The following is a 15795-nucleotide window of genomic DNA, read 5'->3' as shown; positions in this document are numbered from 1 at the left end:
ACGTCGCGAATCTGACACTACACTTCAACTCAGGCGGCATGTTCCGCCTCCGGCGAGCCTGAGATCCGATCCACCGCTGCCAAGCCCCCCCTTCTCAGGCCTCGTCGACCATTTATAGGGTTTCGAGGGTTTTATGGGCATTGCCGCCAGCGAATTGTGTCGCTATGTGATCCGCCCCACGCTGATTTACCTGGGTCGCCACAGCCAGACCGCAGAAACCCTGCTGCTGGGGGTCGCCGCCAGCCAATCGGAACTGGGCTCAGCCTTGCACGACCGACGCGGCCACGGTTTGTATCGCATTACCGAAACCCGCCACAGAGCCCTGTGGGATGACTACCTGGCCCTCGACCCGGAACGTGCCAGCCTGGTGCGCGGCCTCGCCAGCCAGCATGCCTTCCTCAGCGGGCCGCAGTTGGAGCTGACCGTCAACCTGCGTTACGCCACCGCTATCGCCTGGTTGCTGGTGGAACAACACCGCCCCGAACTGCCTCGATCCGACGATGTGCTGGCCATGGCCCGTATCTGGAAAGAAATATTTCATCCTCAGGGCCGCCTGCGCGATTACACCCATGCCTGGCAAACCTGTGTATCACCCGTGAATCAGGTCGCCTGCTGATCGGGCACTTTGCAAGATTCGGCAAAATTCGGTAATTTTGGTCGGATTGTCCTACAAAACCGCTCTATCTCCTACATTACAGCCTATAGCGCTAAGTGAATTTTATTGTTACTTTCCGCAGCGGTGATCACCTAGGAGTTCTAATAATGAAAAAAGTAATGCTCAAGACCACACTTAGCCTCGCCGTTGCCATGGCCTCATCCCAACTGTTCGCAAGCGGCTTTGCCCTCAACGAACAAAGTGTCAGCGGGATGGGTACCGGTTTTGCGGGTCGTTCTTCTTCTGCCGATGATGCAAGTACTGTTTATGGCAACCCTGCCGGTATGGCTCGCCTGCAAGGCCAGCAAGTCACTGGCGGTGTTGCGGTGATTGACGCATCTACCGATATCAAAGATGTCAGCGGTCGTTCCCGCGGCACCAACAAAGGCGACATGGTCCCCTTCACGGCGGTACCGTTCGGTTTCTACACCAATAAACTCAATGACCAGTGGGCTGTCGGCTTTGGTGTGTATGCACCGTTCGGCCTGATTACCGACTACGAAAGCAAATATCAGGGCCGTGGCTTCGGCAGCAAGAGTGAAGTTCAAGTCATCACTTTCCAGCCGACTGTCAGCTACGCCTTCAACGATCGGGTTTCCGTCGGTTTTGGCCCAACTTTCAACCGCATTGCCGGCACCCTGGAATCTGAGCTGACCCTTAACCCGGCCGTTCCAGATACCAGGATCAAGATCAAGGGTGACGATACTGCCATTGGTTTCAACGCAGGCGTATTGGTCCAGGCGACCGACACCACCCGTGTTGGCCTGACGTACCACTCGAAGGTCAAGTACAAGCTTGAAGGCCACACCGAAGTCAACGCGCCTGCTGCGACCTCCGGCGCCCTGGCGACCGGTCGTTATGACGCTTCGCTGAAAATCGACACGCCTGAATCCTGGGATCTGTCGGTTACCCAGGACATGAACGATGCCTGGAAGCTGTATGCCGGTGCAACCTGGACGCGCTGGAGCCGTCTGAAGGACATCACCGTCAACAACAAAGGCGTGAGCACAGCCGGTGGCGGCCTCGCCCCAGGTCTTGTGGGCACCATCAAGGAAGACCAGAACTGGCACGACACCTGGGCTTATGCCGTGGGCACCTCGTACCAGTTGACCAAGCAGGTTGTATTGCGCACCGGCCTGACCTTCGACCAGTCGCCAACCAACAACACTGATCGTTCGCCACGTATCCCTACCGGCGACCGGACCATCTTCAGTGTTGGCCTGGGCTACGCGGTGATGGATAACATGACCATCGACCTGGCCTACTCCTACCTCAAGGAAGAAGAAGTCAGCGTCAACCGCTCCAACGCTCTGGCTAGCTACAACGCCAAGTACAAAAACAGCGCCAACGGTTTCGGCCTGGGCATGACGTACAAGTTCTGATTCAACGCTGCATGAAAAAGCCCCGCTCTCCTGCAAAGGAGGCGGGGCTTTTTAGTGGCTGATAGTCAGGGCTTGGAAGCCAGCGCCTGCTCCACAGCCTCGATCAGTTCCGGGCTGTCGGGTTTGGTCATACTGGAGAAGCTGGCAATCACCTTGCCCTGGCGATCTACCACGTACTTGTAGAAATTCCATTTCGGCGCGCTGCTCTGCTCGGCCAGCACCTTGAACAGGTGCACGGCATCCGCGCCCCTGACTTTCTGTGGCTCGGTCATGGTGAAGGTCACGCCGTAGTTCACATAACAGACCTTGGCCGTCTCTTCGCCCGTCTTGGCTTCCTGCTTGAAGTCATCGGAAGGCACGCCAATCACTTCCAGGCCGTCGCCTTTGTAGCGCTGATACAGCGCCTCCAGGCCTTTGAACTGTGGGGCGAACCCACAAAAGCTGGCGGTGTTGACGATCACCAGAGGCTTGCCGGCAAAGCGCTGGCACAGGTCGATGGATTCCTTGGCGCGCAACTTCGGCAATTGGCCTTCGAGCAACGACGGGCAATCGGCGGCCATGGCCACACCGCCAAAAGCCACCATCAGGGCAGGTACTGCAAGCCAGCGCATCAACATGTTGGGTGTCCTTGGACAAAGTCAGACAAGCAACTTAACAGATCGCCATGCCCAGTTGCATCAACGCCAGCCCGCTGCGCTGCCAACCCCACCAGGCCAGCAGCAACAGCGTCAGCAGCCCCGCTGCGCCAATCCAGCCCCACGTCGAATTCATGCTACCCCCATCTGCGCCTGCAACCTTGCCACAGGCCGCTCACGCACTGGCCAGTTCAGGGCGGCCGCGACCAGGCTCAAGACGATCGCCACCTGCCAGATCAAATCGTAGTTGCCCGTTCGATCATAGACCACGCCCCCCAGCCAACCGCCGAGGAACGAACCCAACTGATGGAACAGGAACACAATCCCACCCAGCATCGACAGGTTTCTCACGCCAAACAAGGTTGCCACCGTACCGTTGGTCAGCGGTACCGTCGACAACCACAAAAAGCCCATGGCCATGCCAAACAGGTAGGCACTGGTCTGCGTCACTGGCGCCCACAGAAACAACACAATCACCACCGCCCGCAGCAAGTACAGTGCGGTGAGCAGACGCGGCTTGGACATCCGCCCGCCGAGCCAGCCTGCGGTGTAGGTACCGAAGATGTTGAACAGGCCGATCAGGGCCAGCACCGTGGTGCCAACGGTCGCCGGCAGATGCTGGTCCACCAGGTACGCCGGCAGGTGCACGCCGATAAAGACCACCTGGAATCCGCAGACAAAAAAGCCGAAGGCCAGCAACCAGAAACCGGAATGGGAACAGGCTTCATGCAGGGCCTCGCGCAAGGTTTGCTGGCCGGCCATCACTGGCAGCGGGCGGTCCTTGATCATCGTCACCAACGGCACGATCAACGCCACCAGCAGGCCCAGCACCAGCAAGGCGGCGGACCAGCCCAGCCAGCCAATCAGGCCCAGGGTGCCTGGCAACATGGCGAACTGGCCGAAAGAGCCGGCGGCACTGGCAATGCCCATGGCCATGCTGCGTTTTTCCGGGGCCACGGCACGCCCGACCACGCCAAGGATCACCGAGAACGAGGTGCCGGACAGGCCGATACCAATCAGCAAGCCCGCACTCAGGGACAGCGACCACGCCGAATCGGACAGGCCCATGAACACCAGGCCCAAGGCATACAGCACGCCACCGATCATCACTACTCTTGCCGCGCCAAACCGATCGGCCAGGGCCCCGGTAAACGGCTGTGCCAGGCCCCAGATCAGGTTTTGCAAGGCGATGGCAAAGGCAAAGGTTTCACGACCCCAACCGAACTCGCTGCTCATGGGCGACAGGAACAGGCCAAAGCCATGCCGCACACCCAGGGAAAGGGCCAGGATCAGCGCACTCCCGACAAGAATCCAGCCACTGGTACGCCACATCGAGGTCATTATTATTCTCCGCTTACGGGTATATACCCGCTTATAGTCGAACCAGCTCGCGTTTAAGCGAGTTCGTCCAGCAAGGCCAACAGGGTTTCGCGTTTTTGCGCCCCCAATTTATCGATCAACTTCTGCTGCGCCGCTTCCCAGGCCGGCAACGCCGCTGCCAGGCGCTCCTTACCCATGTTGGTCAACACCACCAGGCGATTGCGCAGATCATTACCTTCGACCAACCGCACCAGGCCTTCACCCTCCAGCACCCGCAAGTTACGCCCCAGGGTGCTGCGATCCAGGCCCATGGCATCGGCCAGGCTGGAAATGCTCGGCTGATCCAGGCGTTGCAGGTTACACAACAAGGAATACTGGGCGACGTTGATCCCGAAGCCATCGAGGGCGCCGTCATAGTGCCTGCTGACGCCACGGGCGGCACGACGCAGGTTGGTGCATAAACATTGGGAGGCAAGCATAGAACGTGTATATACCCGCGATTAAGGAAATGCAAGAAAGTGTTACAGGGCCAGGCCGATCAACACCGCCACTTCGAGCAGCTCCAGCAACGCGCCGGCCGTGTCGCCGGTGGTGCCGCCCAGCCGATTGATCATCACCTGGCGCAGCCCCATAAAGCAGATGGCTGCGAGCAGTACGGCGATCCCACCGCTGAAACCACCGATCAACACACAGGCCAGACCGGTAAGGATCAGTACTTGTTGCCCGACAATCCGCGGCAAATGGTCGGCCAACGACTGGCCCAGCCCCCCGGCGCGCACATAGCGAGTCGTGAGGAACAACGCCAGCAGCGAACCACGGCCGATCAAGGGCGCAAGAATCAATGCCGCGCCGTTGTGCTGCTCGATCAAGGCTACCAGGGCCGTGAACTTGAGCAGCAGCACCAAGCCAAGGGTGACCACGGCAATCGGGCCGCTGCGCGGGTCCTTCATGATGGTCAGGGTGCGCTCACGGTCGCCAAAGCCACCCAGCCAGGCGTCGGCGCTGTCCGCCAGGCCATCCAGGTGCAGGCCGCCACTGAGCAGCACCCACGCCGTCAGCAGCAGCGCCGCGTGCAACAGCAACGGCGCGCCCATCAGTACGCTGTTCAAGCCCCACAGCAGTAGCCCGAACAGCAACCCTACCAGCGGATAAAACAGCAGCGAGCGCCCCAACTCCTGGGGTTGCGGCATGCCCGGCAGGCGAATCGGCAGGCTGCTGAGGAACTGCAAGGCGATCCAGAATGGCAGCATTCAGGCGCCCTCGCTCAATACGCCATCAGCCTCGACCCGCAGGCTGAACAGGCCACCGTGCCCCACCTCGACATTCAACAACTGCTCACGGGGCAAGCCACGGGCCTGGGCCAACAATAAACGCATGACACCACCATGGCTGATCAACAGCACCCGTTGCCCGGCATACCGCTGGTGCAGGCGTAGGACAGCGCCGCGCACGCGCAGGGAAAACGCTTCGACAGGCTCGCCATCTGGCGGCGTAAAGCTATACGGGTCAGCCCAGAACAGCCCCAGCGCCTCGGCGTCGGTTTCCATCAACTTCGCCGCGCTCTGCCCTTCCCAGGCACCGAAATGCAGCTCCTGCAGATCCGGCTCCAGGCTCACCGGCAAATCCAGCCGTGCGCCCAACGCTTCAGCGAAGCGCGCGCAGCGTTGCAGCGGCGAGCTGACCAGGCGATCCCACGGCCCTTGCGCCAGCACAGCCTGGCGCATCTGCTCCCAGCCGTTATCCGTCAGGGCATCATCCAGGCTGCCGCGCAAGCCGCCGCCCAGTTCGGTTTCGCCATGGCGCAGCAGGTCCAGGTGCAAGGTCATGCCGGGCGATCCGCCACAGCCGCCTCAGCAAACGTCGCCATCTGCCCGTGCAACGCACAGGCCAGGCGCAACAGCGGTACCGCCAACGCCGCACCACTGCCCTCGCCCAGACGCAGGCCCAGTTCCAACAGCGGCTCGGCGCCAAGGCTTTGCAGCACGTGGCGATGGCCCGGCTCAGCCCCGCGGTGGCCGAACAACAGCCATGGCCGGCAAGATGGATTCAGGCGTGTAGCGACCAGGGCCGCGACAGTGCAGATAAACCCATCGACCAGCACCACCACACCCGCCTGGGCGCAGGCCAGATAAGCCCCCACCAGGCTGGCGATCTCCAGGCCACCAAGATTGAACAGGGTCTGCAACGGGTCACCGCGCTGCCCGGCATGCAAGGCCAATGCGCGCTCGATCACCGCTACTTTATGGCTCACGCCCTGGGCATTCAGGCCGGTGCCCGGGCCGGTCAGGTCGCTGACCGGGCAATCGAGCAATGCACAGGCCAAAGCGCTGGCGGCGGTGGTGTTGCCGATGCCCATCTCGCCGCCAATAAACAGTTGCGCGCCAGCACTGATCGCCCGCTGCACGCTGTCACGCCCCGCCGCCAGGGCCAGACGGCCCTGCGCCTCGGTCATGGCCGCGCCCAGCACGAAGTTGGCCGTGCCTGGGGCGATATTCAGGTGACGCACGCCCGGCAGGTCCAGCGACGGTGTGACAGTGCCCAGATCCACCACTTCCAGACGTGCATCCAGTTGGCGCGCCAACACACTGATCGCCGCGCCGCCGCTGACGAAGTTGTGCAACATCTGCCCGGTGACTTCCTGGGGATAGGCCGAGACACCCTCTGCGACCACACCGTGATCACCGGCAAAGATGGCGATCCACACCTGCTCGACCGTCGGTTTGACCTGGCCCTGCAAGCCGGCCAGTTGCACCGCCAGCGCCTCCAGTTGCCCCAGGGAACCGGCGGGTTTGGTCAGTTGCTGCTGGCGGGCCAAGGCTTGTTCATGGGCCACGGCATCCAGCGCCTTGCAGGGTTCCAGCCACCAGGATTGGCTCATAACGCAGTACCTTTCAAAGTCAGGGGCAGGCCCGCAACGGTCAGCACCACACGCTGACACCGTTCGGCCAAGGCTTGATGCAGCCAACCGGCTTCATCCACATAACGGCGAGTCAATTCGCCCAGCGGCACGACACCCAGACCGGTCTCGTTGCTGACAAAAATGATTTCACCCGGCAGCGACGCCAGGCAGTCCAGCAGTTGTTCGCGCTCCATGCCCAGGCGCTGCGGATCGTCCAGCATCAGCAGGTTGGTGAGCCACAGGGTCAGGCAATCGACCAGCAGGCACTGGCCAGGGGCGGCGTGTTCGCGCAGGACCCGGGCCAGCTCAAGCGGTTCTTCGACCAGCCCCCAATGGCTCGGGCGACGCTCCCGGTGCAGGGCGACCCGCTGGTTCATTTCACCATCCAGGGGTTGGCTGGTGGCGATGTAGGTGACAGGCAGGGCGCTGTCGCTGGCGAGCTTTTCAGCCAGGCGACTCTTGCCGGAACGGGCACCGCCGAGGATCAATTGCAACATGGTCAATCCCTCAAATCCCACATAACTGGCGCAATAACCGGGTATCCAGATGCTGCTCCACCAGGTCCGCCAGACGCTCGATATCGCGCTCGCGCAAGCCGTGGTAATCGACTTCCTGCACATCCTGCAAACCGGCCCAGCGCAACAATGCACTGCACGCCGCTGGGGTTTCGAACAGACCGTGCAGATACGTGCCGAGGATTTGTCCGTCGTCACTCTGCGCGCCGTCACTGCGACCGTCATCCAATAGCACCGCCGGACGCTCCAGGGCCGTGCCACGGGTCACGCCCGCATGGATCTCATAACCACTGACCGGCGCCTCTTCCAGCGCCAGTCGGCCGCGCACATTGCGCAATTGCTTTTCGGCTTCCAGGGTGGTGCTGAAGGCCAGCAGGCCCAGGCCATCACTGGAGCCCTCGGGCCCTTCCAGGCCCAACGGGTCATGAACCTGCTCGCCGAGCATTTGCAGGCCACCGCAAATGCCCAGGACCTTGCCGCTATAGCGCAGGTGCCGGGCAATCGCGCTGTCCCAGCCGTTGGCGCGCAGGTAGGCCAAGTCGCTGCGCACGCTTTTCGAGCCGGGCAGGATAATCAGGTCTGCGGCAGGAATCGCCTGCCCCGGCCCGACAAATTGCAAGTCCACCTGGGGATGCAGGCGCAGCGGGTCGAAGTCGGTGTGATTGCTGATGCGCGGCAACACCGGCACCACCACCTTGAGCACCTGCGCCGCCTTGTCAGTCTGGCGCTGGTCGATGCCGTCCTCGGCCTCCAGGTGCAGGTCCATCACGTAGGGCAACACGCCGATTACCGGTTTGCCGGTGCGCGCCTCAAGCCAGTCGAGACCGGGTTGCAACAGCGCGATATCGCCGCGAAAGCGGTTGATCACAAAGCCCTTGACCCGCGCCTGCTCCGACGGCGACAGCAACTCCAACGTGCCCACCAGATGAGCGAACACCCCGCCGCGATTGATATCGGCAATCAGCAGCACCGGGCAATCCACCGCTTCGGCGAAGCCCATGTTGGCAATGTCATTGGCCCGCAGATTGATCTCGGCCGGCGAGCCCGCGCCTTCGACCATCACCACCGGGTAAGCGGCGCTCAAACGTGCATGGGAAGCGAGTACCGCTTGCATGGCGATGGCTTTGTAGTCGTGATAGGCCACGGCATTCATGCTGGTCACGGCACGGCCATGGATGATGACTTGTGAACCGGTGTCACTGTTGGGCTTGAGCAGCACCGGGTTCATATCCGTGTGCGGCGCCAGGTTGGCGGCCTGGGCCTGCACGGCCTGGGCGCGGCCAATCTCGCCACCTTCTGCCGTGACTGCGCTGTTGAGCGCCATGTTCTGCGGCTTGAAGGGCACCACGGGCACGCCCTGGCGCACCACCCAACGGCACAGCGCGGTCACCAGGGTGCTTTTGCCCGCATCGGAGGTGGTGCCTTGCACCATCAACGTACTCATGAGGCTTGCTTCCAGGCAGCCAGGGCTTGTTCAAGGCGCTGCCAATCGGCGTCAGTCCCGGGCAGGCCAAAACGCAGGCTGCTGTCGTGGACAAACAGGCGCAGCAGGATGCCGCGCTGGGCCATGAACTCATGCAACTGCTCGGCGCGATCGGCGATCAGCCACTGGAACAGCGCGCAGCCGCCCTGGGGGCGCAGGCCATACTGTTCCAGCAGGCTGAACAGCCGCTGGCTGGCTTCTTCGCAGCGCTGGCGCTGGTGGGTGTGGCCGGCGCTGTCGCGCAGGCAAACCTGGCCCAACTCCCGGGTCGGCCCGCTCACCGCCCATGGCCCGACCTGTTCGGCCAACAGCTTGAGCAGCTTGCGCTCGGCCAACACAAAGCCCAGGCGCACCCCCGCCAGGCCGAAAAACTTGCCGAACGAGCGCAACACAATCAACCCCACCTGATGGGCCTGGTTCGCCAGGCTCAACTGCGGGGTGTTGTCCATAAAGGCTTCATCCACCACCAGCCAGCCACCGCGCTGGGCCAGCCGTGCATGCCAGTCCAACAGGCGCTGGGGCGCAATACTCAAGCCCGTAGGGTTGTTGGGGTTGACCACCACCAACACGTCGAGGCTGTCAAGGAAGAAATCCACTTCCTGCTCCAGCACTTCGCGCACGATGTAACCGGCGCGACGCCAGGCTTCGGCATGCTCGGCATAGCACGGCGACAACACGCCGACCTTGCCCGCCCGACGCAAGCGCGGCAGCAACTGGATGGCCGCCTGGGAGCCCGGCACCGGCAACACCTGGGCTGCACCGTAGTAATCGCAGGCCGCCTGTTCCAGGCCGTCATCGGTTTCTGGCAAACGTGCCCAGGCCCGCAGTGAGATAGGCGGGATTGGCCAGGGCCAGGGCGCGAGGCCACTGGACAGGTCCAACCAGTCTTCCTGAGCGATGCCGTACTGCATCGCGGCTTTGCGCAGCCGCCCACCGTGTTCAAGCATAGAATTGCGCCCCTGCACACAGGATCAACACCCACAACCACACACCGCGCTGCACCAATTGCCAACCACGCTCGATGGAGTCGGCATCGGCCGGCGGCCCTTCGCCAAGGGGTGGACGCTGGTGCAACTCACCGTGATAAATCGCCGCCCCGCCCAACTCGACACCCAGCGCGCCAGCGCCCGCAGCCATCACCGGGCCGGCATTCGGGCTATCCCAGGTCGGGCCCTGGCGGCGCCAGCATTTGAGTGCCAGGCGTGTCTTGCCCAGCAGCGCGTAGGTCAGGGCGACCAGGCGCGCAGGAATGTAATTAAGCACGTCGTCAATCTTCGCCGCCGCCCAGCCGAAGCGTTCAAAGCGTTCGTTGCGATAGCCCCACATGGCATCCAGGGTATTGCTCAGACGGTACAGCACCACGCCGGGCACCCCGGCCACGACAAACCAGAACAGCGCGGCGAACACCGCGTCACTGCCGTTTTCCAGCACCGACTCAGTGGCGGCGCGCGCCACTTCAGTACTGTCCAGTTCGCTGGTCTGGCGGCTGACCAGGTAACTGACGCGCGTGCGCGCTTCGTCCAGGTCACCACTGCGCAGGGCCTGGGCCACCGGCAACACGTGTTCACCCAGGCTGCGCATGCCCAGGGCCAGGTACAACGCGAGGATCTCGATTACCCAACCGAAGTAAGGCGCCCAGGACAACGCCGTGGCCAGCAACGTCAGCGGTATCACGGTGATAAACCAGGCGGTCACGCCATGGCTGCGCCAGCCACGCCCAGCGGAGTTGAAACGTTGCTCGATGCGCCCGGCAAAGTTGCCGAACGCCACCAGCGGATGCCAGCGCCTGGGTTCGCCCAGCAGCGCATCCAGCGCCACTGCAGCGACACTCAGCAAGGCCACACTCATTGATTCACTCCCCAATAATTCTCATACAGCATGTCACTCAGCGGACGCGGTTCGGTCCAGCCTTCGAGTTGCAACATCGGTGCCGGGTAGAACTGCGCTACCGGGCCCAGGCACAGCACGGCCAGTGGCTTGGCGCCGGGCGGCAGGCCCAGCAGGTCGGCCAGCTCCTGGGGTTCGAACAGCGACACCCAGCCCATGCCCAGGCCTTCGGCGCGGGAGGCCAGCCACAGATTCTGGATCGCGCAGGACAGCGAGGCCAGGTCCATTTCCGGCAAGGTGCGACGGCCAAAGATATGCCGCTCGCGATCATCCATCAGCGCCGCGACCAGCACCTCGGCGCAGTCGTTGATGCCTTCGACCTTGAGCTGCATGAAGTCGTCCGAGCGCTCGCCCAGGGCCGCCGCGGTGCGTATGCGCTCGGCTTCCACCAACTGCTGGATCTGGCCGCGCAGGGTGCGGTCGCTGATGCGGATAAAGCGCCAGGGCTGCATCAGGCCGACACTGGGGGCCTGGTGCGCAGCCTGCAGCAGGCGCTGGAGCAGTTCGGGGGCCACCGTGCCGCCGCTGAAGTGGCGCATGTCGCGGCGCTCGGCGATGGCGCGGTAGATGGCCTGGCGTTCAGCCTGGGGGAAGGCGTTGTCGGTCATGGCCCTATCGCGGGCAAGCCCGCTCCTACAGTTGCAATGCAATCGCCTGCGATGGAGGCCTCAGGGTCTGGCGCAAAAAGCGCAGCCACCGCAGCCGGGTTCGACGGGAAATAAAAGTGCACATAGGAGGCCGTCATCCGCCCCTGGCGATACACCGCCTCGGCACCGCGCCCGCCATTGGGGCTCAGGCCACGGGCAATCGGCTGCCATTGCGTGCTGGTCAGGGAATGATGATAGGTGTGGCCGCGCAGCACGCCTTCCGGCAATTCGACTGTTTGCAGGGCCAGGGCCGCCAGGCGTTTCTGCATGACTGCATCGCCCTGGAGCAACCCCAGCAGTTCAGCGCGGCACCCCTCGACATCGGTCAATGAGTCGAGCAGATAGAGCATGCCGCCGCATTCGGCCAGCAACGGCTTGCCGGCGGCGTGATGGGCACGGATCGCCTGCAACATCGCGGTGTTTTGCGACAACGCCTGGTGATGCAGTTCCGGGTAGCCACCCGGCAGATAGAGGCTGTCGGCGTCGGGTAACGCCTGGTCGTGGATCGGCGAGAAGAAGCGCAACTCAGCGCCCATCGCCCGCAGCACGTCGAGACTGGCACCATAGGTGAACGCGAAGGCTTCATCACGGGCCACGGCAATCCGCACCCCATCCAGCAAAGGTTCGGCCTCGATCAGCTCGGGGGCGGCGAACGCCACCGGTGGTGGCAGCGCTACCTCGCAACTGCTGGCCAGGGCCTCGGCGGCCGCATCCAGGCGCAGATCCAGATCATTCAACTCGCTGGCCTGCACCAGGCCCAGGTGGCGGCTGGGCAGCTCGATACCGGTCTCTCGGGACAACGCACCGTACCAGCGCAGGCCTTCGGTCAGGCTGCCTTCAAGCAATTGCGCGTGGCGCACGGTACCGACGCGGTTGGCCAATACCCCGGCGAACGGCAAGTCCACCTGATAACGCGCCAGCCCCAACGCCAGGGCGCCAAAGGTCTGGGCCATGGCGGTGCCGTCGATCACCGCCAGCACCGGCACACCAAAATGGCGGGCCAGGTCGGCGCTGGACGGCGTGCCGTCGAACAACCCCATCACGCCCTCGATCAGGATCAGGTCCGCCTCCCCCGCCGCTTCCCACAGCAGGCGGCGACTTTCCTGCTCGCCGACCATCCACATGTCCAATTGATAGACCGGCGCGCCGCTGGCGCGCTCATGAATCATCGGGTCGAGAAAGTCCGGGCCGCATTTGAATACCCGGACCTTACGCCCCAGGTTGCGGTGCAAACGGGCCAGGGCGGCGGTGACGGTGGTCTTGCCCTGGCCCGACGCCGGCGCGGCGATCAGGACGGCAGGGCAATGGCGCGGCTGATTCAAAGCTCGATGCCCTTCTGTGCCTTGATCCCGGCCTGGAACGCGTGCTTGAGCATGCCCATTTCGGTGACGGTGTCGGCCATTTCAATCAGTTCCGGCTTGGCGCCACGACCGGTGACCAGCACATGCTGCATCGGTGGGCGGGCTTGCAGGTCGCCCAGGACCTGGTCCAGGTCGAGATAACCATGCTTGAGTGCGATGTTCAGCTCATCCAGCACCACCAGGCCAATGGACGGATCCTGCAACATTTCCCGGGAGACTTTCCAGGCTGCTTCGGCGGCAGCGATATCGCGCTGGCGGTCCTGGGTTTCCCAGGTAAAGCCCTCGCCCATCACATGGAAACGTACCTGCTCGGGGAAACGCCGGAAGAACAGCTCTTCACCGGTGCTGTTACGGCCCTTGATGAACTGCACCACGCCGCATTGCATACCGTGCCCCATGGCACGGGCCAGCATGCCAAACGCCGAACTGCTCTTGCCTTTGCCATTGCCGGTCAATACCAGCAGCAATCCGCATTCATTCGGTGAATTGGCAATGCGCTCATCAATCACCGCTTTTTTGCGCAGCATGCGCGCCAGGTGGCGTTCGTCACGATCAGGGGAATCAGTCATGGCAGCTCTCCGTTGGGGCTGGACAAAAACGGCGGGCAGGAAAAGACAATCTACATGAAGCCAAGCATCGCCCACCGTGATGCTGTTGGATGAATCAGGCCGGTCTCCGGGCTCATGAGTGGTGCCCTGTTGAACAGGGCAGTCCGACGATGCGCCTTCCCATATCGCAGGCGATACAGTGGCAAAAGCAGCGTCTTGACTCATTTACCGTTGCGGGGGCAGCGCCGGGATCGTGGCCGCACTGTAGAAAAGTGCGCGCACTCACCGGCTTCCCTGTTTCACTCGGTCGACGCGCACGCCACAGAGCACCTGAAACAAGCGGCGAAGGTTAGTGGGTTGGGGGTACAGCGTCAATTAAAGCCGGCCACACACTTGAACCATCGCCACGCGCTGTACCTCTATGACTACAGGCATTGAGGAGAAAAACATGCACAAGACCCGACTCGCCCTACTGATCATGGTTGCAGGCGTACTCGCCGCCTGCGGGGAAAGCTCAACCTTGCAGGTCTCGGATGGCACCGGGCCTTCACCGAAACTGCCGGAACCGAACAAAACCCTGATCCCCACCGTCAACATCGCCCCGGCGGTTGGCTGGCCCGCAGGCGCCAAGCCAACCGCCGCAGCCGGCACCCAGGTCGCAGCCTTTGCAGAAGACCTGGATCACCCGCGCTGGCTGTATGTATTGCCCAATGGCGATGTACTGGTCGCCGAGACCAATGCACCGCCCAAGCCGGAGGATGGCAAGGGTATTCGCGGCTGGGTCATGGAGAAGGTCATGGGCCGCGCTGGCGCGGGTGTGCCCAGCCCGAACCGCATCACCCTGCTGCGCGATGCCGACCATGATGGCGTGGCAGAAACCCGCACGGTGTTCCTGGAAAACCTCAACTCGCCGTTTGGCATGACTCTGGTCGGCAACGATTTGTATGTCGCCGATTCGGACAAGCTACTGCGTTTTCCCTATCAACCAGGAGAAACCGCAATCAAGGCCCCAGGCACCAAGGTCGTGGACTTGCCGGGCGGCCCGCTCAACCACCACTGGACAAAAAATGTCATCGCCAGCAAAGACGGGAGCAAGTTGTATGTGAGCGTCGGCTCCAACAGCAACGTCGGCGAAAACGGCCTGGAGGCCGAACAGGGACGCGCCGCCATCTGGGAAGTCGACCGGGCCAGCGGCCAGCAGCGGATCTTCGCCTCCGGCCTGCGCAACCCCAATGGCATGGCCTGGGAGCCGCAAAGCGGCAAGCTGTGGACGGCGGTCAACGAGCGCGATGAAATCGGCAGCGACCTGGTGCCGGACTACATCACCTCGGTCAAGGATGGCGGCTTCTATGGCTGGCCGTTCAGCTACTACGGCCAGCATGTCGATGTGCGGGTCACACCACAGGACCCGGACCTGGTGGCCAAGGCGATTGCGCCAGACTATGCCGTCGGGCCGCATACCGCATCATTGGGCCTGACCTTCGCACAAGGCAACACGCTACCCGCGCAGTTCAGCAACGGCGCGTTCATCGGCCAGCATGGCTCGTGGAATCGCAAACCGCACAGTGGCTACAAGGTGATCTTTGTGCCATTCGAAGGCGGCAAGCCGAAGGGGCAACCGGTGGATGTGCTGACTGGGTTTCTCAACAGTGATGAGAAAGCCATGGGGCGGCCGGTGGGTGTGGTGATCGACCCGCAAGGTGGGTTGCTAGTGGCGGATGATGTGGGGAATAAGGTGTGGCGGGTGTGGGCCGCTAAATAGCAGGCCCCGACAACACCACAAAACCAATGTGGGAGCGGGCTTGCTCGCTCCCACATTTTTTTGATCGATGCAGGTCTTAAGGATTACGCGCCAGATGCTCGGCCGGCAGCACGCGCTTGGCGCTCAAATAGGCATTCTGCCAATAGGCCTTGGACAAGGTATCAAGCTTCACCGTGCCGCCGGTTTGTGGTGCATGGACGAAACGCCCTTCGCCCACATAGATGCCGGCATGGCTGACTTGCGAGCCGCCGCCCGTGGCAAAGAACAGCAGGTCGCCGGTTTGCAGCGCATCTTCACGCACGTCCTGGGCACGCATCACGATCAGCTCGCGAGTGGTGCGCGGCAGCGAGATGCCCGCCGCATCGCGGTAGACAAAACCAATCAGGCCACTGCAATCAAACCCTGAGTCCGGTGTATTGCCGCCCCAGCGATAAGGCGTGCCGACCAGGCCCAGGGCGCGAAACAGCACGTCTTCGGCAACCGGCGAAAAGTTCTGGGTGGTGTAGTTGAACACCGGCTTGGACTTGACGGCCACAGGCGCGGGTGGAGGACGACTTGCGCAGGCACTGAGCAGTGCGGCGCAAACGAGAAGAATTAGGCGGGCCGAGGTCGACATGGGCAGAACAATCCTGATCTGGATGCGGCTTTCGCTGCCGAACGCTGAAAACTAGACCGCGCAAGCAAAGCTTGCGCGGTCAGGT

Annotated in this window: 17 protein-coding genes and 1 riboswitch; of the genes, 3 read left to right on the top strand and 14 right to left on the bottom strand. The window is 62.7% G+C overall.

The annotated features are described in order from the left end of the window. The first annotated feature begins 133 nt into the window (after positions 1-133). Positions 134-616 carry a hypothetical protein gene (locus H097_RS02525; RefSeq protein ID WP_032857062.1) on the top strand — a complete coding sequence of 161 codons (483 nt, stop codon included), beginning with the start codon at positions 134-136 and terminating at the stop codon, positions 614-616. 146 nt (positions 617-762) lie between these two features. Continuing rightward, positions 763-2037, top strand: coding sequence for an outer membrane protein transport protein (locus H097_RS02520; RefSeq protein ID WP_032857061.1), 1275 nt, complete (start codon positions 763-765; stop codon positions 2035-2037). Between the two features lie 65 nt (positions 2038-2102). On the opposite strand, the gene H097_RS02515 is transcribed toward H097_RS02520, so the two are convergent. From H097_RS02515 to cobO, 13 genes are all read right to left on the bottom strand, one after another. Then, positions 2103-2654, bottom strand: coding sequence for a redoxin domain-containing protein (locus H097_RS02515; RefSeq protein ID WP_032857060.1), 552 nt, complete (start codon positions 2652-2654; stop codon positions 2103-2105). Between the two features lie 150 nt (positions 2655-2804). Further along, the gene (locus tag H097_RS02510) at positions 2805-4004 is read right to left on the bottom strand and encodes an MFS transporter (RefSeq protein WP_162237630.1); all 1200 of its coding nucleotides are present in this window, start codon (positions 4002-4004) and stop codon (positions 2805-2807) included. Between the two features lie 62 nt (positions 4005-4066). Then, positions 4067-4471, bottom strand: a complete 405-nt coding sequence (locus tag H097_RS02505) for a MarR family winged helix-turn-helix transcriptional regulator (RefSeq protein ID WP_032857058.1) — start codon at positions 4469-4471, stop codon at positions 4067-4069. A 42-nt stretch (positions 4472-4513) separates the two neighbouring features. Next, the gene (locus H097_RS02500) at positions 4514-5242 is read right to left on the bottom strand and encodes an adenosylcobinamide-GDP ribazoletransferase (protein ID WP_032857057.1); all 729 of its coding nucleotides are present in this window, start codon (positions 5240-5242) and stop codon (positions 4514-4516) included. Further along, a complete protein-coding gene (gene cobC, locus H097_RS02495) occupies positions 5243-5818 on the bottom strand; it encodes an alpha-ribazole phosphatase family protein (protein ID WP_032857056.1) in 576 nt (191 codons plus the stop codon). Next, positions 5815-6870 (bottom strand): nicotinate-nucleotide--dimethylbenzimidazole phosphoribosyltransferase, encoded by a 1056-nt coding sequence (gene cobT / locus H097_RS02490; protein ID WP_032857055.1) that lies wholly within the window; start codon positions 6868-6870, stop codon positions 5815-5817. The genes cobC and cobT overlap by 4 nt, the downstream gene beginning before the upstream one ends. Next, complete coding sequence (gene cobU, locus H097_RS02485; protein ID WP_032857054.1) at positions 6867-7388, bottom strand: bifunctional adenosylcobinamide kinase/adenosylcobinamide-phosphate guanylyltransferase; 522 nt, start codon at positions 7386-7388, stop codon at positions 6867-6869. Before cobU ends, cobT begins: the two co-directional genes overlap by 4 nt. 10 nt (positions 7389-7398) lie before the next feature. Continuing rightward, on the bottom strand, positions 7399-8850 hold the full coding sequence (locus H097_RS02480) for a cobyric acid synthase (protein WP_032857053.1): 1452 nt from the start codon (positions 8848-8850) through the stop codon (positions 7399-7401). Next, a complete protein-coding gene (gene cobD, locus H097_RS02475; protein ID WP_032857052.1) occupies positions 8847-9836 on the bottom strand; it encodes a threonine-phosphate decarboxylase CobD in 990 nt (329 codons plus the stop codon). The genes H097_RS02480 and cobD overlap by 4 nt, the downstream gene beginning before the upstream one ends. Beyond that, positions 9829-10737, bottom strand: coding sequence for an adenosylcobinamide-phosphate synthase CbiB (gene cbiB / locus H097_RS02470; protein ID WP_032857051.1), 909 nt, complete (start codon positions 10735-10737; stop codon positions 9829-9831). The genes cobD and cbiB overlap by 8 nt, the downstream gene beginning before the upstream one ends. Continuing rightward, positions 10734-11384: a 5,6-dimethylbenzimidazole synthase gene (gene bluB / locus H097_RS02465; RefSeq protein ID WP_032857049.1), complete on the bottom strand. Its 651-nt coding sequence runs from the start codon at positions 11382-11384 to the stop codon at positions 10734-10736. The genes cbiB and bluB overlap by 4 nt, the downstream gene beginning before the upstream one ends. Then, entirely contained in the window at positions 11381-12745 is a 1365-nt protein-coding gene (locus H097_RS02460; RefSeq protein WP_032857047.1) for a cobyrinate a,c-diamide synthase, read from the bottom strand. Before H097_RS02460 ends, bluB begins: the two co-directional genes overlap by 4 nt. Then, positions 12742-13353: a cob(I)yrinic acid a,c-diamide adenosyltransferase gene (cobO, locus tag H097_RS02455; protein ID WP_032857045.1), complete on the bottom strand. Its 612-nt coding sequence runs from the start codon at positions 13351-13353 to the stop codon at positions 12742-12744. Before cobO ends, H097_RS02460 begins: the two co-directional genes overlap by 4 nt. A 79-nt stretch (positions 13354-13432) precedes the next feature. Next, positions 13433-13681, bottom strand: a riboswitch (cobalamin riboswitch). 99 nt (positions 13682-13780) lie between these two features. Here cobO and H097_RS02450 point away from each other — a divergent pair. Further along, positions 13781-15094: a sorbosone dehydrogenase family protein gene (locus H097_RS02450; RefSeq protein WP_032857044.1), complete on the top strand. Its 1314-nt coding sequence runs from the start codon at positions 13781-13783 to the stop codon at positions 15092-15094. A gap of 76 nt (positions 15095-15170) precedes the next feature. On the opposite strand, the gene H097_RS02445 is transcribed toward H097_RS02450, so the two are convergent. Beyond that, on the bottom strand, positions 15171-15710 hold the full coding sequence (locus tag H097_RS02445; RefSeq protein ID WP_032857043.1) for a C40 family peptidase: 540 nt from the start codon (positions 15708-15710) through the stop codon (positions 15171-15173). Between the last annotated feature and the right edge of the window lie 85 nt (positions 15711-15795).

Origin of the sequence: Pseudomonas sp. FH4, from assembly GCF_000510915.2 — a bacterium.
In the GTDB taxonomy this organism is placed as follows: domain Bacteria; phylum Pseudomonadota; class Gammaproteobacteria; order Pseudomonadales; family Pseudomonadaceae; genus Aquipseudomonas; species Aquipseudomonas brenneri.
Note: the sequence above shows the minus strand (reverse complement) of the source record. Positions and strands in the feature narration are given on the sequence as shown.

Coding starts and splice junctions, on each gene's coding strand:
- cobU (WP_032857054.1), bottom strand. CDS start 7,388: ATGTTGCAATTGATCCTCGGCGGTGCCCGTTCCGGCAAGAGTCGCCTG.
- cobD (WP_032857052.1), bottom strand. CDS start 9,836: ATGCTTGAACACGGTGGGCGGCTGCGCAAAGCCGCGATGCAGTACGGC.
- H097_RS02525 (WP_032857062.1), top strand. CDS start 134: ATGGGCATTGCCGCCAGCGAATTGTGTCGCTATGTGATCCGCCCCACG.
- H097_RS02500 (WP_032857057.1), bottom strand. CDS start 5,242: ATGCTGCCATTCTGGATCGCCTTGCAGTTCCTCAGCAGCCTGCCGATT.
- H097_RS02520 (WP_032857061.1), top strand. CDS start 763: ATGAAAAAAGTAATGCTCAAGACCACACTTAGCCTCGCCGTTGCCATG.
- H097_RS02515 (WP_032857060.1), bottom strand. CDS start 2,654: ATGTTGATGCGCTGGCTTGCAGTACCTGCCCTGATGGTGGCTTTTGGC.
- cobO (WP_032857045.1), bottom strand. CDS start 13,353: ATGACTGATTCCCCTGATCGTGACGAACGCCACCTGGCGCGCATGCTG.
- H097_RS02445 (WP_032857043.1), bottom strand. CDS start 15,710: ATGTCGACCTCGGCCCGCCTAATTCTTCTCGTTTGCGCCGCACTGCTC.
- H097_RS02450 (WP_032857044.1), top strand. CDS start 13,781: ATGCACAAGACCCGACTCGCCCTACTGATCATGGTTGCAGGCGTACTC.
- cbiB (WP_032857051.1), bottom strand. CDS start 10,737: ATGAGTGTGGCCTTGCTGAGTGTCGCTGCAGTGGCGCTGGATGCGCTG.
- bluB (WP_032857049.1), bottom strand. CDS start 11,384: ATGACCGACAACGCCTTCCCCCAGGCTGAACGCCAGGCCATCTACCGC.
- H097_RS02505 (WP_032857058.1), bottom strand. CDS start 4,471: ATGCTTGCCTCCCAATGTTTATGCACCAACCTGCGTCGTGCCGCCCGT.
- cobT (WP_032857055.1), bottom strand. CDS start 6,870: ATGAGCCAATCCTGGTGGCTGGAACCCTGCAAGGCGCTGGATGCCGTG.
- H097_RS02480 (WP_032857053.1), bottom strand. CDS start 8,850: ATGAGTACGTTGATGGTGCAAGGCACCACCTCCGATGCGGGCAAAAGC.
- H097_RS02510 (WP_162237630.1), bottom strand. CDS start 4,004: ATGTGGCGTACCAGTGGCTGGATTCTTGTCGGGAGTGCGCTGATCCTG.
- cobC (WP_032857056.1), bottom strand. CDS start 5,818: ATGACCTTGCACCTGGACCTGCTGCGCCATGGCGAAACCGAACTGGGC.